Annotated in this window: 13 protein-coding genes; 4 read left to right on the top strand and 9 right to left on the bottom strand. The window is 72.1% G+C overall.

Annotation, left to right across the window (positions count from 1 at the left end):
• Window positions 1–108: 108 nt before the first annotated feature.
• Window positions 109–321 carry an EF-hand domain-containing protein gene (locus ABT245_RS41125; protein WP_351744812.1) on the bottom strand — a complete coding sequence of 71 codons (213 nt, stop codon included), beginning with the start codon at window positions 319–321 and terminating at the stop codon, window positions 109–111.
• A gap of 60 nt (window positions 322–381) precedes the next feature.
• On the bottom strand, window positions 382–1,326 hold the full coding sequence (locus tag ABT245_RS41130) for a MerR family transcriptional regulator (RefSeq protein WP_351744814.1): 945 nt from the start codon (window positions 1,324–1,326) through the stop codon (window positions 382–384).
• A 58-nt stretch (window positions 1,327–1,384) separates the two neighbouring features.
• On the opposite strand from ABT245_RS41130, the gene ABT245_RS41135 reads away from it, so the two are divergent.
• Window positions 1,385–2,053, top strand: a complete 669-nt coding sequence (locus ABT245_RS41135) for a GNAT family N-acetyltransferase (protein ID WP_351744816.1) — start codon at window positions 1,385–1,387, stop codon at window positions 2,051–2,053.
• Here ABT245_RS41135 and ABT245_RS41140 read toward each other — a convergent pair.
• The 7 genes from ABT245_RS41140 to ABT245_RS41170 form a co-directional block, all read right to left on the bottom strand.
• Window positions 2,007–2,615: an ADP-ribosyltransferase gene (locus ABT245_RS41140; RefSeq protein ID WP_351744819.1), complete on the bottom strand. Its 609-nt coding sequence runs from the start codon at window positions 2,613–2,615 to the stop codon at window positions 2,007–2,009. The two genes, ABT245_RS41135 and ABT245_RS41140, sit on opposite strands and share 47 nt — an antisense overlap.
• A gap of 77 nt (window positions 2,616–2,692) precedes the next feature.
• Window positions 2,693–3,880 (bottom strand): YncE family protein, encoded by a 1,188-nt coding sequence (locus tag ABT245_RS41145; RefSeq protein WP_351744821.1) that lies wholly within the window; start codon window positions 3,878–3,880, stop codon window positions 2,693–2,695.
• Window positions 3,880–4,665, bottom strand: coding sequence for a polysaccharide deacetylase family protein (locus tag ABT245_RS41150; RefSeq protein WP_351744824.1), 786 nt, complete (start codon window positions 4,663–4,665; stop codon window positions 3,880–3,882). The genes ABT245_RS41145 and ABT245_RS41150 overlap by 1 nt, the downstream gene beginning before the upstream one ends.
• Window positions 4,666–4,751: 86 nt before the next feature.
• Window positions 4,752–5,255, bottom strand: a complete 504-nt coding sequence (locus tag ABT245_RS41155; RefSeq protein WP_351744827.1) for an ATP-binding protein — start codon at window positions 5,253–5,255, stop codon at window positions 4,752–4,754.
• A 277-nt stretch (window positions 5,256–5,532) separates the two neighbouring features.
• The gene (locus tag ABT245_RS41160; protein WP_351744829.1) at window positions 5,533–6,300 is read right to left on the bottom strand and encodes an enoyl-CoA hydratase/isomerase family protein; all 768 of its coding nucleotides are present in this window, start codon (window positions 6,298–6,300) and stop codon (window positions 5,533–5,535) included.
• 255 nt (window positions 6,301–6,555) lie between these two features.
• Window positions 6,556–7,824, bottom strand: a complete 1,269-nt coding sequence (locus ABT245_RS41165; RefSeq protein ID WP_502982296.1) for a L,D-transpeptidase — start codon at window positions 7,822–7,824, stop codon at window positions 6,556–6,558.
• Window positions 7,825–8,001: 177 nt separating this feature from the next.
• Window positions 8,002–9,234 carry a L,D-transpeptidase gene (locus ABT245_RS41170; protein ID WP_351744835.1) on the bottom strand — a complete coding sequence of 411 codons (1,233 nt, stop codon included), beginning with the start codon at window positions 9,232–9,234 and terminating at the stop codon, window positions 8,002–8,004.
• A 234-nt stretch (window positions 9,235–9,468) separates the two neighbouring features.
• Between ABT245_RS41170 and glgX the strand changes: the two genes are divergently transcribed.
• The 3 genes from glgX to ABT245_RS41185 all read left to right on the top strand — a co-directional run bounded on the left by glgX (window position 9,469) and on the right by ABT245_RS41185 (window position 16,252).
• The gene (glgX, locus tag ABT245_RS41175) at window positions 9,469–11,715 is read left to right on the top strand and encodes a glycogen debranching protein GlgX (protein WP_351744837.1); all 2,247 of its coding nucleotides are present in this window, start codon (window positions 9,469–9,471) and stop codon (window positions 11,713–11,715) included.
• Between the two features lie 677 nt (window positions 11,716–12,392).
• Window positions 12,393–14,366, top strand: coding sequence for an ABC transporter ATP-binding protein (locus ABT245_RS41180; RefSeq protein WP_351744840.1), 1,974 nt, complete (start codon window positions 12,393–12,395; stop codon window positions 14,364–14,366).
• Window positions 14,363–16,252, top strand: a complete 1,890-nt coding sequence (locus tag ABT245_RS41185) for an ABC transporter ATP-binding protein (RefSeq protein WP_351744843.1) — start codon at window positions 14,363–14,365, stop codon at window positions 16,250–16,252. The genes ABT245_RS41180 and ABT245_RS41185 overlap by 4 nt, the downstream gene beginning before the upstream one ends.
• The last annotated feature ends 78 nt before the right edge of the window (window positions 16,253–16,330 follow it).

The following is a 16,330-nucleotide window of genomic DNA, read 5'->3' on the forward strand; positions in this document are numbered from 1 at the left end:
CGGGTTCGTCCGCGCGGACCGTGGCGGCGCGCAGGGCGTGCTCGGCGTAGTTCAGGGTCGCCCCGGGGAACCACTGGGCGCCGGGCATCGAGCGGCGCCCCGCTCACGTCACTTGCTCAGGTAGGCCCAGAACTCGTCGAACGACAGCACCTTGTCGCCGTTGAGGTCGCGGGTCTTGATGACGGCCTCGGCCACCGCCTCGGTGACGTTCCAGTCGCCCCCCTGGGCCAGGGCGGTCTTGAACTCGGCGGCGGTGATGAACCCGTCGCCGTCCGCGTCGATCCGCTCGAATTGCTTGCGTGCCTCGTCGATGTCCGCCACCGATCCGCCCCTTTTTGTTCGTGTTTCTCGTGCCGTGTCGGCGTAGTGCCGCGGGTCAGATTAACCGCCCGCCCGCACCCGTAGCGCGGTGACCACCCAGGCGAACTCCTCCTGGTGTCTCGGGGGCTCCTGGTGTCCGGCGACGGCGGCGGCCAGTTCGCGGTAGCGGGCGACCTGGGCGCCGAGGTCGATGCGGCGCAGCACCGTCGCGTGATCGGCGCCCTCGCCGAGCAGTTCGGCCAGTACGGCGTCGGCCTCCGGGCTCTCGGGCGTGACGCCGCGCGCCCGGGCGGCGCCGACCAGGTCGACCAGGCGCCGGAAGAACCACAGGGACGCGCCGGCCGGGGTGTCCGGGCCGCGGTCGGCCGCGTTGATCTCGATGTTCCGGCGCATCGCGGCCCGGAAGCCGGGGTCCTGGAGCAGTTCGGCCAGCTCCACCCAGGCGTCGACCTGGGCCGGGGTCGGGTCGTCGGGCAGGTTCACCCCGGTGTGCCGCATCCGCTCCCGGATCGCGGGGTCGGCGGTGTCGAGCCCGCGGAAGGTCTCCTCCACGAACTCGTCGACGATCCGTTGCCGTTCGGCGGCCGACAGCCGCGCCAGTTTGTTCATCAGTGTCATCTCCTCTGCGGTCGAGCCGCGTCGGGCCACGGTCGACAGCACCGCGCGGGTCACCTTCAGCGAGCGGATCTGGGCGTCGAGCGCCGCCACGTGCGCGGCGGCGACCTCCGCCACCGTCCGCTCGCCAAAGAGCACGTCCCGCACCTGCGCCAGGCCGAGTCCCAGTTCGCGCAGGGTGCGGATCAGCTCCAGGCGGGCGGCGGACGCGGTGTCGTAGAGCCGGTAGCCGCCTGACGAGCGGGCCACCGGTTCGAGGACGCCCTCGTCGGACCAGTAGCGGATGGTGCGCACGGTCAGCCCGGTGGCCCTGGCCAGCTCGCCGATGGTGAAAAGGCCGCCGTCGTCGTACGGGGGGTCTGGGGGGTGGCCCCGCGGAGGGTGCTGCATGTCTGCGAGTCTGGGCCTTCCAGTGGGTGGAGACTCAAGCAGAGCCGGGAGTGCGGGCGTGACGAAGACCCTGCGGGACATTCTCGACGCGGCGGCCCGGGGAGTGTTCCCGCCGGACGACGGCGGCACGACCGTGGTGCCGCAGCCCGCGCACCGGCACGCGGGCGTGATCGCCTTCACCGCGCACGCGGTGGTGTTCACGGACGAGGACGAGGGGTGGGTGCGCGGGGCGCTTCACGCGGTCGACTGCGATCCGCTGGCCGCCGCCGTGCATCCGCGCTTCCTGGCGGACTTCATGGCGCGCACGGGGCGCGCCCACGACACGGTCGACGCGCTGCTGGTCGGCACTCCGCTTGCGGGCGGGCCGCCGCTCGCGCTCCGGGAGGTCACGGACGTGGGTCATCCCCGGGTCGGCTATGCCCGCGAGCGCCGCGACGGGGTACGGGTCTGGGCGGCGGACGGCGGGGTGGTGGTGCTGGGCCGCGGGGTGGCCGGACGGCTGGAGGTGTCGGTGGAGGTGGACGAGGGGGTCCGCCACCGCGGGCTGGGACGGGACCTGGTGGCGGCGGCGCTGCGGCTCGCCGACGAGCCGGTGTGGGCCCAGGTGTCGCCGGGGAACGCCCGCAGTCTGCGGGCGTTCCTGGCGGCCGGCTACCGCCCGGTGGCGGCGGAGGCGCTGCTCAGTGCCACGGCTTGTAGTGCGGGTTGCTCCGGCACTCGCTCATGATCTCGGTCTTGGTGGTCCTGTCGACCGGGCAGACGCCGATGACGTACTTCCGCTGGATGCCGCCGGGGAAGGCAACCTCCACCTGGTCGGCCCATCGGTGGGTGTCGCCGATGGTCTTGTTGACGTCGATGCCGCCGGGTGCGTCGACGTAGTAGTTGTAGCCGGACTTGTACCAGGTCTTGTACAGGTCGTGGTCATAGGTGGTGGAGACGTACGGCGAGGGCTGGTTGACGAGGACGTACTTCTCGATGTCGTACTGCCCGTTCACCACGTCCTTGGGCCGAAAGCCCTCCTCGAAGACGACGGACGGGGCGCGGCTGTCGCTGCGGTACAGGGTGCCGCACGTGGTGCGCCACGCCGGCGTCGGGGTGATCCGGTCGATGTCGACGCGGCGGTCGGCGGCCGCCTCGATCGGGTCCTCGAACCGGGGGCAGGCCGGGGCGGCCTGGGCGGGTGCCCGTACGGGGGTCGAGGCGGCCGGGGCCGCGGCCGTCGTGGCGAGGACGGCCGTGAGGCAGAGGGCGGCGGCAGCGGCGCGGCGCCGCGGGCGAGTACTGGTCATGGGGGTGACGATCCCGGTTCCCGGGGCGTGGAGCCGGGACCGTCACCCCATCGGGGGCGTGTCCAACTGGCCGTGTCTCAGCGGAAGATGCCGGTGTGCCCGAGCGAGTAGCGGCCCGGCTGCGGATAGACGGCGAGTCCGTGCGGGCCGCTGCCGACCTTGATGCGGGCCAGTTGGGCACCGGTGCGGGTGTCGATCGCGTACACCTCGGAGTGGTAGCGGCCGGACAGCCACAGCACCTTGCCGTCCGTGGAGACGCCGCCCATGTCGGGGCTGCCGCCGCCGGGCAGGCGCCACTTCCCGGTGAGCTTGTTCCGGCCGAAGTCGAACAGGGAGATGGTGCCCTCGCCCCGGTTGGAGACGTACATCACGCGGGAGTCGCGGCTGACGTAGAGGCCGTGGGCGCCCTTGCCGGTGGCCAGGAACCGCGGCTTGTCGAAGGTGTCGCCGTCCAGGATCCACAGCCCGTTGGCCTTCATGTCGGCGATGTAGAACAGCTTGCCGTCGGGCGACATCTTGACGTCCTGGGGCATCGCGCCCTGGAGCGGCAGCCGCTGCTGCGCGACGACCTCCATCCGCGCCGTGTCGACCTTCAGCAGTTCACCGCTGAACTCGCAGGAGACGATGAAGTAGCGGCCGTCGAGGGAGAAGTCGGCGTGGTTGACGCCGTAGCAGCTGACCGGGACGGTCTTGGCGGTCTTCATGGTGTGCGGGTCGCGGAAGACCAACTGGCGGTCGAGGGAGGCCATGACGATCGCGTACTTGCCGTCGGGCGTGAAGTAGAGGTTGTACGGGTCGTGCACGGGGACCGGCTTGCCCGCCTTCCCGGTCCTCGGGTCGATGGGGGTGAGGGAGTTGCCCCGGTCGTTGTTGACCCACAGGGTCTTCAAGTCCCAGGAGGGCACGACGTGCTGGGGCTGGACGCCGACCGGGATCGTCCCGATGACCTTGTACGTCTTCGGATCGATGACGCTGACGCTGTTGGAGTTGGTGTTGGGGACGTAGATGCGCGACGGGAAGTCGTCGACCACCGGGGAGAGCAGGCCGGGGCGGTCGGCGGCGTAGACGTCCTTCGGGTCGAGCACGGGCGGCATGCCGGGCAGTGCGTCGCCCTGGTACTGCATCGACCGGTCCGGGACGGGCGCCCTGCTGGCGATCGCCGTGTCCGTGCGGTGCTCGGTGTCGCCGCCGCAGGCGGACAGCAGGGTCAGGGCGGACAGGGCAGCACCGGCGGCCAGGACGCGGGCGGCGAGGGTGGGTTGCATCAGCTCAGCAGCTCCGTGGTGGTGACCGCGTGCAGTCCGCGGCGGTCGAGTTCTTGCAGTACGTCGGGGAGGGCGGCCACCGTGTCCGGATAGCCGAAGTGCAGGCTGACCACCGATCCGGCGGTGACCTCGGTGAGAACCGTGCGGGTGACGGCGGCCGCGCCCGGCCGGGTGTGGTCGAGCGAGTCGATGTCGTACGACAGCACGTGCGGGTAGCCCGCGGCGCGGGCCAGCCGCTCGACCAGCGGGGAGGCGGTCACGGCCCGGGACGGGCGGAACCAGCTGCCGATCGAACCGGTGAGCCGTTTCAGCCGGTCCGCGCAGCCGGTGATCTCGGCGCGGGCTTCGGCCTCGGACAGGGTGTTGATCGAGATGTGCCGCTGGGTGTGGTTGCCGAGGTCGTGGCCGCCGTCGAGGATGCGGCGGGCCAGCTGCGGATGCTCGTCCAGCCAGCTGCCGACGGCGAGGACGGTGACGCGGGCGCCGCGCCGTTCGGCCTCGGTGAGCAGGGCGCGGGCGAGCGCGGGGGCGCCCTGGCCGTGGAAGGTGAGGGCGATTCGGGGGTGGTCGCGCGGGCCGTGGGTGATCTGGGCGGGCTGCCGGGGGAAGGCCCGGGGTGCGGGGGCGGCGCGGGGCGTGGCCTTCGCGGGGGCGGTGGGGCGTGTGGGGGCGGGCCGCCCGAAGCCCGTGGCGGACCCGCAGCCGGCGGCGAGGACGCCACCGGTGACGAGCCCGGCGCCCGCGCGGAGCGCCCCGCGGCGGTCGGTCGTGGTCACGCACACCATTTAAAAGGCACGACATACGAAAAAACGCCTATTGCGCCCATTGAGGGACAGTTCCCGGGTCGCGTCGGGCGGCGCTCCGCGGGGCGTCAGCGGTCGGTCACTCTCATCTCGAACCACGTCGTCTTGCCCCGCGGCAGCAGATCCACGCCCCACCGGTCGGACAGCCGGTCCACGAGGAACAGCCCCCTACCGCTGATGTCCAGCTCCTGCACCGGCATCAGACACGGCAGCCCACGCGAGGGGTCGCGAACCTCCACCCGCAGCCACCCACGACGCCGCCGCATCCGCAGCCCGAAGACACGGGCCCCGGTGTGGCGCACGGCGTTGCCGACGAGTTCGGAGACGAGCAGGACGGCGTCCTCCGCCAGCTTCGGGGAGAGCCCCCACTGGCGCAGGACCACGACCTGGGCGAGCCGGCGCGCGGTGGCCGCGGACTCGGGGCGGGACGGCAGCGGGACCTCGGCCTCGGCGGGGTTGCCGAACAGGTCGAGTACCTTGAGCGCCTGTTCGTCCTCGACCGCAGGCGACCAGCGCGCCGTCGTCGCACGGCCGTGTCCCCGCGGCTGTTCCATGCCCTCCAGCCCCGCCATGCCCCCATCATGGCCGCACCGGGCGCCGTCCGTGGCCGTTCCGGGGGAATACGCCCCCGACGAGCTACCCGTACGCGACTGCCGCTCGGCATATGCCGAGGACATTTCAGAGCTGATGGCAGCCCGGTCGACCTGCGCAGACGGTTCATTCCCCGGCAAGGGACGGGCCTCCTCGACAAGGCAGGCTCAAGACTGCCACAAGGCTGTCACAGTCCGCCCCCTCGAGGGACCCCGGATGAGACACCACGTCAATTGCAAGCGTTTTCCCGGCAGTTCCTCAGACGAACTTGGCCTTGCCCGGGCCGTCCTCCACGAAGCTGCGCATGCCCCGTTCGCGGTCCTCGGTGGCGAACAGCCCCGCGAACCATGTCCGTTCGACGGCGAGCCCGGTGTCGAGGTCCGCCTCAAGACCGGTGTCGATCGACTCCTTCGCCGCGCGCAGTGCGATCGCCGGCCCCTGTGCCAGCTTCGCGGCCCAGGCGTGCGCCTCGGTGTACACGTCGGCGGCCGGAACCACTCGGTCCACCAGGCCGATGGCCAGCGCCTCCTCGGCCCTGACCTGACGGCCCGTGAAGATGAGGTCCTTGGCCTTGGCGGGGCCGATCAGCCGCGGCAGCCGCTGGGTGCCGCCGGCGCCCGGGATCAGGCCGAGCAGGATCTCCGGCTGGCCCAGCTTGGCGTTGTCGGCGGCGAAGCGGTAGTCCGCGCACAGCGCGAGTTCGCAGCCCCCGCCCAGCGCGTAGCCGGTGATGGCGGCGACCACCGGCTTGGGGATGCGGGCCACGGCGGTGAAGGAGTCCTGCAAGCCACGGGCGCGCAGGACCATCGCGGCGTGGTCCATGGCGCGCATCTCCTTGATGTCCGCGCCGGCCGCGAACACCTTCTCGCCGCCGTAGAGCACCACGGCGCGTACGTCGTCGCGGCGCGTGACCTCCTCGGCAAGCTCCCTGATCCGGTCCTGCACGGCGACGTCCAGCGCGTTCATCGGCGGGCGGTCGAGCCGCAGCGTGCCGACGCCTTCGGCGACTTCGAGATGTACGGTCATGCTCCGCAGGTTAGCGGCCGTTCACGCCCCGCGACACAACCGGTACTCAACCGCCCACCGATCCCCCTCCCCACCCCCCACCCCCCGAGACGACCGCCACCGACAGCAGCCGCTCACGACGGGCCCCGTGCCCCCGCGGCGCGGACTCCCCCGGCAGGGTTTCGGGGTGTTTGCTCGGCGGGGGCGGGGGGTGATCGGGTTGGTGCGGGGTAGCCGCATATCGGCATGCGGCCGGGCGTCCGCGCATGCCTCTCGTTACGCCGTCCACTCCTTCCAGGACATGTTCCAGCCGTTGAGGCCGTTGTCCGGGGCCACGGTGCGGTCGTCGGAGTTCTTGACGACCACCACATCGCCGATCATGGAGTGGTTGAAGAGCCAGGCCGCGGGCACGCCCTTGTCCCAGCCGCCGCGCACATCGCGCAGCCCCACACAGCCGTGGCTGGCGTTGTAGTTGCCGAAGGCGCCGCCGCCCCAGTAGTTGCCGTGGATGAAGGTGCCCGAGGTGGTCAGGCGGATGGCGTGCGGTACGTCCTTGATGTCGTACTCGCCGCCGTAGCCGACGGTCTCGCCGTTCATCCGGGTCACCGTGAGCTTCTCGCTCATGACCATCTGGCCGTTCCAGGTGTCGTAGCCGGGCTTGCCGGTGGTGACCGGGATGGTCTTGATGACCTTGCCGTCCTGGGTGACCTTCATCGTGTGCTTCTTGGCGTCCACGACGGAGACCTGGTTGCGGCCGATGGTGAACTTCACGGTCCTGGCCTGCTCGCCGTAGACGCCCGGCCGCCCCTCGACGCCGTCCAGGTCGAGCCGGACGGTGACCTTCGTCCCCGCCTTCCAGTACTTCTCGGGCCGGAAGTCCAGGCGGTCGTTGCCGAACCAGTGGCCCTCGACGTCGACGGCCGGCTCGGTGGTGATCCTGATGGCCTTCTCGACGTCCTCGGGATGTGTGATGCCTCGGGTGAAGCGCAGCGAGAACGGCATTCCGACGCCGACCGTGGACCCGTCCTCGGGAGTGAAGGAGCCGGTGAAGGTGTGCTGCGGCGTCAGTGTGGTGAAGCGGGAGTCCTCGGCGGCCTCACGGCCCGCGGAGTCCTCGGCGACCGCGTGCACCGTGTACGCGGTGGCGGCGGCCAGATGGCGGGAGGGCGCCCAGCGGGAGCCCCCGCCGGTGATCGTGCCGTCGACCGCCCTGCCCTTGGCGTCCTTGACGACGACCTCGGTCAGCTTGCCCTTGGCCGCGGAGACCTTCAGGGCCCCGCTGGTGCCGACGGACCGGGCACCGTCCTTGGGGGCTATGGTGACGGCGGCCTGCGACTGCGCACTCTGCTGCGTCGAGGAGTCCTTGCCCTTGCCGTCCTGGGAGCCGGACCCGGAGTCCGACCCCGAACCGCCGCACGCGGTGACCGCCATGAGCAGGACGCCGGCTATGAGCGCCGGCAGTCCCTTACGCGTCCGCCCGCCACCCCCCTTGCCCGTCCGCCGCCGCGCGTCAACCGACGCCCCCGATATCGGCCGCACGTTCAACTCTTCTCCCCTCCGCCGGGCCTGGTCAGGCCCCCGCCCCGGTGCGTCACGCGCACACTCTGGCGCATATTAACCGCAGGGTTTTGAGCTTGGCGTCAGGCATTGGTCACCGTTCCGTCGCAAATTCCGCCCGTCGCGGCCCGTCCGCCGGCCACCCCAACCGCTCTCCCCCACCCGTTATTTGACCGCGCCGCCCGCCTTCCACTCCTTCCAGCCCATGTTCCATCCGCTCAGGCCGTTGCCGGGATCGACGGTCTCGTCATTGCTGTTGACGACCTCGACGACGTCACCGATGAGGGTGCGGTCGAAGAACCAGCCCGCGGGCGTGCTCGAACTGCCGCCCTGGATGTCCCTGAGGCCCACGCAGCCGTGGCTGACGTTGGCCACCCCGGGGGCGTCCTGAGACCAGTAGTTGCCGTGCAGATAGGTGCCGCTGTCGGTGAGTCTCATGGCGTGCGGGACGTCGGGGATGTCGTATTCGCCGCCGAAGCCGACCGTCTGGCCGTTCATCCGGGTGACCTCGTACATCTCCATGACCACCATCTTCCCGTTGTACGTGGTGGTCTCCGGGGCCCCTGCGGTGATCGGCACGGTGGACACCAACCGGCCGTCGCGCCGTACCTCCATGGTGTGCTCCGCCGCGTCGACCAGCGAGACCTGACTGCGGCCGACGGTGAACTCGACCGTCTTGCGCTGGAGTCCGTACACCCCGCGGGCCCCCTGGACGTCGCGCAGCGCCAGATCGACGGTGACCTTGGTGCCGGGCTTCCAGTACTGCTCGGGCCGGAAGTCGAGACGGTTCTTGCCGAACCAGTGCGGGCGGATCTCGACGGCGGGCCGCGCCGTGACGCGGACGGCGCGTTCGACGGCGGCCCGGTCGGCGATGTCCCGGTTGAAACTCAGCGAGACGATCATCCCGGTACCCACGGTGGAGCGGTTCTCCGGGGTGATGTACGCGATGAAACGCTCCGCCGGCACCTGGGTGGTGAACTCGGTGTGCCGGGCCGAGCGGCGCCCGTGCCCGTCCAGGGCCACCACGTCCACCGTGTACTTGGCGGCGAGCGCCAGCTCCCGCTCGTCAGGCTCCCAGACCATGCCGTCGCCGGTGATGTGCCCGGCGATCCTGGTTTCCTGGGCGTCCTGGTGCCTGACCACCCGCACCGACTCCAGACGTCCGCTCGCCACCCGTACCCGTAGCCGTTCGCCGGGCCGCACATTCTTGCCGCCGTCGTCCGGGGAGACGCTGATGGCTTCCTTGGGGGTCGGCGGCTTGCCGAACAACCGGCCGATGCCGAGGTCGTCCGCGCCGCCCGAGGAACAGCCGGCGGCGCCCGCCAGCAGCCCTGCCCATGTCAACACCGCGGCCAGTGTGGCCGTCGCGCGCCGTGCGCGCCCTTGTCCATGCCTCACGCGTGACTCAACGACGGCCCGGCCCTGGGGAAACGTGAGTGCGACGCACGCTGTGGGCAGAACAGGGGGGAGGACGACGAGACGGGGAGCCGCCGCGCCCGCGCGAGCCGCCGCGGGCACGCCCTGTCATGCGGCCGGGCACGCCGTGGACCAGGGGGTCCGGCGCGCCCGCCCGCATGACAGGGGCCGGCTGCGCCCCGTGGGCGGACGAGCCGACGCAGAGGGGCCGACAGAGTGACGAGCGCAGCCGAGCAGCGGGCGACGGCCCAGGAGCGGGCCGGGCAGGACGGCCGCCCGGCCGCCGCGACAAACGGTGCCCGGCGTCCGGCGCCGGCCGTCCGGCCGGGCGCCCCCACGCCCCTCGGGGCCCGCTTCCGGCCCGGCCCTGAGGGAAGCGCCGGCACCAATTTCGCGCTCTGGGCGGGCGGGGCGGAGGCGGTCCAGCTGTGTCTGTTCGACGACACCGGCCGGGAGACACGGGTGCCACTGACCGAGCTGACGCACGAGATATGGCACGGCTTCCTGCCGGGTGTGCGGCCCGGCCGGCGCTACGGCTACCGGGTGCACGGCCGCTGGGACCCGTGGACCGGCGCCCGGTGGAACCCGGCCAAGCTGCTGCTCGACCCGTACGCGCGCGCGGTGGACGGCGAGTACGCCTCGTCCGGGCTGGCACCGGAGCTGTACGGGCATGTGCGGGACTGGCCCGAGCAGCACATCGCCGACACCGTGCGCGACGAGCGGGACTCGGCGCCGTTCGTCCCCAAGGGCGTCGTCGTCCACGATGACGACGACTGGGCCGACGACCGCCGCCCCAAGACGCCGTGGGCGGACTCGGTCATCTACGAGCTGCACGTGCGCGGATTCACCCGACTGCACCCGGGCATCCCCGAGGAACTGCGCGGCACCTACGCCGGGCTGGCCCATCCGGCGGCGATCGAGCACCTGGTGAAGCTGGGCGTGACGGCCGTGGAACTGCTGCCCGTGCACCAGTTCGCGCACGAGGACCACCTGCTGCGCCGCGGCCTGCGGAACTACTGGGGCTACAACTCGATCGGCTACTTCGCCCCGCACGCCGCCTACGCCGCCTCCGGGACCACCGGCGAGCAGGTCGGCGAGTTCAAGCGCATGGTCCGCGCCCTGCACGCGGCCGGCATCGAGGTCATCCTCGACGTGGTCTACAACCACACCGCGGAGGGAGGCGAGCTGGGCCCGACGCTGTCCCTCAAGGGCATCGACAACCGCGGCTACTACCGACTCCAGGACGACGCCCGCCGGTACGCCGACTACACCGGCTGCGGCAACACCCTGCACGTCGTGCGGCCGCAGGTGCTGCGCCTGATCACCGACTCGCTGCGCTACTGGGTGACGGAGATGGGCGTGGACGGCTTCCGGTTCGACCTGGCCGCGGCGCTGGCCCGTTCGATGCACGACGTCGACATGCTCTCGCCGTTCCTCGCGGTGATCGCCCAGGACCCGGTGCTGCGCCGGGTCAAGCTGATCGCCGAGCCCTGGGACATCGGCTCGGGCGGCTACCAGGTCGGCGCCTTCCCTCCGCTGTGGACGGAGTGGAACGACCGCTTCCGTGGTGCCGTCCGCGACTTCTGGCGCGGCGCGCTGCCGGACGTGCGCGACCTCGGCTACCGCCTGTCCGGCTCCAGCGACCTGTACGCCTGGGGTGGCCGCCGCCCGTACGCCTCGGTCAACTTCGTCACGGCGCACGACGGTTTCACCCTCCGTGACCTGGTGTCCTACGAGCGCAAGCACAACGAGGCGAACGGCGAGGACAACCGGGACGGCTCCGGCGACAACCGCTCGTGGAACTGCGGGGCCGAGGGCGAGACGGACGAGGAGCGGATCCTGGCGTTGCGGCGCCGGCAGATGCGCAACCTGCTCAGCACGCTGCTGCTGTCCACGGGCGTACCGATGCTGGTGGCCGGCGACGAACTGGGCCGCACCCAGCACGGCAACAACAACGCCTACTGCCAGGACAACCCGATCAGCTGGCTGGACTGGTCGCTGCCGGCGGAGCCCGGCTGGCGGGCGCTGTTCGAACTGACGTGCCGTCTCATCGCCCTGCGCCACCGGCACCCGGTGCTGCGCCGGCGCGCGTTCTTCTCCGGGCGCGCCCACTCGGCGGACGGCCTGCGCGATCTGGCCTGGTTCACCGCGCGGGGCGAGGAGATGACGGAGGACGACTGGTACGCCCCCGCCGCCTCACTCGGCATGTACCTCTCGGGGCGGGACATACCGGGCCGCGACGAGCAGGGTGCGCCGATCCTCGACGACAGCTTCCTCGCCGTGCTGCACGCCGGGGACCGCCCGGCGCCCTTCGTCCTGCCCGGCCCGCCGTGGGCGGACCGCTACGAGGTCGTCGTCGACACGTCCCGGGAGGACCAGGCGACGGCACCGGGCGTGGTGCACGGGGCCGGTACGGCGATCACGGTGCCGGAGCGGGCGGTACTGCTGCTGCGGGTCCTGTGACCTCGACCGGATGGGCTGGGCCGTGGGGTGCCGACATACGATCGCTGCGCCGTGGCCGGGCTCCGCTGTGGTCCGACTGCGTCGTGGTCCGGCTACCCCGCCGTGGTCCCGCTGCCCCGCCGTCGTCCGGCTACCCCGCCGTCGTTCCGCTGCCGCGCCGTCGTTCCGCTACCGCGCCGTGGTCCCGCTACCCCGCCCCCGTCCAGCTACCCCACCGCCGTCCAGCTACCCCACCGTGGTCCAGCTACCCCGCCGCCGTCCCGCTGCCCCGCCGCCGTCCGGCTACCGCGCCGTGGTCCAGCTGCCCCACCGCCGTCCGGCCGCCCCGCCGTGGTCCCGCTACCCCGCCGCCGTCCGGCTACCCCGCCGCCGTCCAGCTACCCCGCCGCCGTCCGGCCGCCCCGCCGCCGTCCAGCTACCCCGCCGCCGTCCGGCCGCCCCGCCGCCGTCCAGCTACCCCGCCGCCGTCCGGCTACCGCGCCGTGATCCAGCTACCCCGCCGTCGGCCAGCTGTCGCGTCGGCGGGGCTTGTTGTGCCTGCGCGGCGGGGCCGCATATCGACACGGTTCCGCGCCCCTGCTGGACGCGGCCGTGCGACCCGTGCGCGCATCTGTGCGACCGGGTGCCCGGCCGAAACTCGGTGGGCGTCGTCGGTGCTGATCCGTAGGCTCCGTGTGATGCCCTCGACACATGCAACCACCAAGGATCGTCCGGACCGTTCCACCGCGCGCACCCTGTTACGGCTGTGGCCGTATGTACGCCCCGTACGGGTACGGCTGTTCACCGCGGCGTTCGTCGCGGTGGTCGCCTCCTGTGCGGGGCTGGTGATCCCGCTGGTCCTGAAGTGGATGGTGGACGGGCCGGTCGCCGACCGGGATCCGGCCGGTGTGTGGCTGGGCGCGCTGTACCTGCTGCTGCTCGGGATCGCGGAGGCGGTGCTGTTCGGGCTGCGGCGGTGGCTGGTGGCCCGGCCGCTGTCGCACGTCGAGGCGGAGATGCGGGCCGGGCTGTACGGGCATCTGCAACGGCTGCCGGTGGCCTTCCACGACCGCTGGGCATCGGGCCAGTTGCTCTCCCGGGGCACCACCGATCTGATGCTGCTGCGCATGTTCCTCGCCTTCCCGTTGACGTTCCTGCTGGTCAACGGTGTGACGATCCTGGTCGGTGTGGCGATCATGATGTCCCAGGACTGGCTGCTCGGGCTGGTCGTCCTCGGTCCTGCGGTGCCCCTGATGTGGACCTGCGCGGTCTTCGAACGGCGGTACGCCCTTGTGGCGCGGCTCGCCCAGGACCAGGTCGGCGATCTGACGACGGTCGTCGAGGAGAGCGTGCTCGGCATCCGCATCATCAAGGGGTTCGGCCGGCACCGCAGCCAGGCGCGGGCGTTCCGCGAGCTGTCGGGGACGCTGCGCGGCACGGAGCTGCGCAAGGCGCGGCTGCTGGCGACGATCTGGGCCGTCATCGTGACGCTGCCGGAGGTCGCGATCGGCGCGGCGCTGGTGCTGGGGACCGTGCGGGTGGCGGACGGGCAGCTGTCCGCGGGGACGCTGGTCGCCTTCTTGAGCACGGCGCTCGCGCTGCGCTGGCCGGTGGACTCGATCGGGTTCCTGCTGGCGATGACGCAGGAGGCGGCGACGGCGACGGAACGGTACTTCGAGGCGCTGGACGCCCGGGTGGAGGAGCCGGGGGGAACCGGCGGACCCGACCGGAAGCCGGGGCCTGCGGACGACGGACTCCGGTTCCACGGCGTCCGGTTCCGCTATCCCGACGCCCCGCCCGGCTCCCCGCCCACCCTCGACGGCATCGACCTGCACATCCGCCCCGGCGAATCCATGGCGCTGGTCGGGGCGACCGGCAGCGGGAAGACCACCCTGACGGCGCTCATCCCCCGGCTGCACGAGGTCACCTCCGGGCGGATCACGCTGGACGGGCGGGACATCACCGCCATGTCCCGCGAGGAACTGCGCGCGAAGGTGGCCGTCGCGTTCGAGGAACCGACGCTGTTCTCCGCGTCCGTCGGGGAGAACGTACTCATGGGCGGCGACGGGAGCGCCGGCCGGGCGGACCTGGAGCGTGCGCTGTCCGTCGCGCAGGCAGAGTTCGCGCACGCCCTGCCACAGGGCACGGACACCCAGGTCGGCGAGCAGGGGCTGAGCCTGTCCGGCGGGCAGCGGCAGCGGCTCGCGCTCGCCCGGGCGGTGGTGGGCCGCCCGCGCTTCCTGGTGCTGGACGACCCGCTGTCCGCGCTCGACGTGCACACCGAGGCCGCCGTGGAGGCCGCGCTGCGCCGGGTCCTCGCGGACACCACCGCGCTGATCGTGGCCCACCGCCCCTCGACGGTGCTGCTCGCCGACCGCGTCGCGCTGCTCTCCCAGGGCCGCATCACCGCGGTCGGCACCCACCACGAACTGCTCGGCAGCAACCCGGAGTACGCCCACCTGATGTCCGGCGAAGAGCCCGGACCCGGCGGCGAACCCCCGAAGGCACAGACCGGGGAGCGGGCCGAGCACCGGCCCGGCGGACGGGCCGAACGACGAACCACCGGCGAACACCCCGGATCCGGCGCGGGTGACGGACGGGGCCAGGACGGGCGCGGTGGTGCGCCGTGGGCCGCCGGTGTGCCGGGCGCAGAAGTGGAGGACGCTCGATGACCGCTCCCGCCTCGTCGGCTCCGCCGCCCGCCGCCTCCGGGTCCGTGTCCCCGCCGGACGCGGGGGACGCTCCGGCCCGGCCGCAGGACTCCCAGGACCCCTTCGACCGGGATGTGCTGCCCACGCCGCCGGGTGCCACGGCCGCCCTGCTGCGCTCGCTGCTCACCCCGATGAAGGCACGCGTCGCCGTCACCACGCTGCTGCTGCTGTTCCAACAGGCCGCCGTGCAGGCCGGTCCGCTGCTGGTGGCGTACGCCATCGACAGCGCCGTACCGGCCCTCGGGCGTGGCGAGCACGGCCCGCTGATCGCGGTCGCCGTCGGCTATCTGCTGTGCGCGCTGCTCTCCGGCGGCCTCCAGTTCGCGTTCATCGAGGCGTCCGCGCGCGTCAACCAGGACGTGCTGCTCGACCTGCGCGGCCGTATCTTCCGGCACGCGCAGGCGCTGAGCGTCGACTTCCACGAGCGGTACACCTCGGGCCGGCTCATCTCGCGCTCCACCGCGGACGTGGAGTCACTGCGTGAACTGCTCAGCGAGGGGCTTCAGGAACTCGTCACGGTGATCCTGTCCTTCGTGTACATCTCCGCGATGCTGCTCTGGCTCGACCTGGGCCTCGGCGCGGTCGCGGTGGCCTCCTTGGTGCCGCTGTATCTGCTGGTACGGCTCTACCAGCGGCGCGCGGGGCGGGTGTTCCGGCTCCGTTCCACGGCCATCGCGGCGGTGATCGTGAAGTTCGTCGAGACGATGAACGGCATCCGGCCGGTACGGGCCTTCCGCCGGGAGGCCGCGAACGACGCCGAGTTCGACGTCCTCAACCGGCGGCACGAGCGGACGAACGGCGACGCCCTGCTGGAGATGGCCCGCTATGTCGTGGGTTCCCGGCTGGTCGCCAACACGGCGGTCGCAGTGATCGTGCTGTGGGGTGCCTCCCGGGTGGCGTCCGGTTCGCTGGCGCTGGGCGTGCTCGCGGCGGCGGTGCTGTATCTGCGCCGCCTGTACGACCCCATCGACCGGCTGGGCATGTTCCTCAACTCCTACCAGTCGGCCGCCGCCTCACTGGAGAAGATCGCGGGCCTGCTGGCGCAGACCCCGACGGTGCCGGAGCCGACCGCGCCCCGAGAGCTGCCGGCGCAGTCGAGAAAGGGCCGTCCCGGCCGCGAGGTCGTCTTCGCCGGTGTCCGGTTCGCCTACCGCACCGGTGGGGAGGTGCTGCCCCGCTTCGACCTCACGATCCCGGCCGGTCAGACGGTCGCCGTGGTCGGTTCGACGGGCGCGGGCAAGTCGACGCTGGCCAAGCTGCTCGCCCGGTTCTACGACGCCTCCGACGGCCGGGTCCTGCTCGACGGGGTGGACCTGCGGGAGCTGTCCTCGTCCGAACTGCGCCGCGGGGTGGTGATGGTGACGCAGGAGGCGTTTCTGTTCTCGGGCACGGTGGCCGAGAACATCGCCATCGGCCGCCCGGAGGCCACCCGCGAGGACATCGAGCGGGCGGCGAAGGCGATCGGGGCGCACGAGTTCATCGACGCGCTGCCGGACGGCTATGACACGGACGTACGCAAGCGGGGTGGCCGTATCTCGGCCGGCCAGCGTCAACTGGTCGGCTTCGCCCGGGCGTTGCTCGCCGATCCGGCGGTGCTGATCCTCGACGAGGCGACCAGTTCGCTGGATGTGCCCGGGGAGCGGGCGGTGCAGCGGGCCATGTCGACGGTGCTGCGGGGCCGTACGGCCGTGGTGATCGCGCACCGGCTGTCCACCGTGGAGATCGCCGACCGGGTGCTGGTCATGGAGCACGGCCGGATCGTCGAGGACGGCGAACCCGCCGAACTGATCGCCGGGACGGGCCGGTTCGCGGACCTGCACCGGGCCTGGCGGGACAGCCTGACCTGAGCAGTCCGGCGAAGTCCAGGCACAGAGCGGCACTTCCGGCGGAGCACCTGGCACACCGGAACGGGACGGGGAGCATGG

The sequence above is a fragment of the Streptomyces sp. NPDC001508 genome, assembly GCF_040298665.1.
Lineage (GTDB): Bacteria > Actinomycetota > Actinomycetes > Streptomycetales > Streptomycetaceae > Streptomyces.

Excerpts from the sequence above, each read along its gene's own strand:
- ABT245_RS41130 (WP_351744814.1), bottom strand. The coding sequence starts at position 1,326 with ATGCAGCACCCTCCGCGGGGCCACCCCCCAGACCCCCCGTACGACGAC.
- ABT245_RS41140 (WP_351744819.1), bottom strand. The coding sequence starts at position 2,615 with ATGACCAGTACTCGCCCGCGGCGCCGCGCCGCTGCCGCCGCCCTCTGC.
- ABT245_RS41145 (WP_351744821.1), bottom strand. The coding sequence starts at position 3,880 with ATGCAACCCACCCTCGCCGCCCGCGTCCTGGCCGCCGGTGCTGCCCTG.
- ABT245_RS41150 (WP_351744824.1), bottom strand. The coding sequence starts at position 4,665 with ATGGTGTGCGTGACCACGACCGACCGCCGCGGGGCGCTCCGCGCGGGC.
- ABT245_RS41155 (WP_351744827.1), bottom strand. The coding sequence starts at position 5,255 with ATGGCGGGGCTGGAGGGCATGGAACAGCCGCGGGGACACGGCCGTGCG.
- ABT245_RS41160 (WP_351744829.1), bottom strand. The coding sequence starts at position 6,300 with ATGACCGTACATCTCGAAGTCGCCGAAGGCGTCGGCACGCTGCGGCTC.
- ABT245_RS41180 (WP_351744840.1), top strand. The coding sequence starts at position 12,393 with ATGCCCTCGACACATGCAACCACCAAGGATCGTCCGGACCGTTCCACC.
- ABT245_RS41185 (WP_351744843.1), top strand. The coding sequence starts at position 14,363 with ATGACCGCTCCCGCCTCGTCGGCTCCGCCGCCCGCCGCCTCCGGGTCC.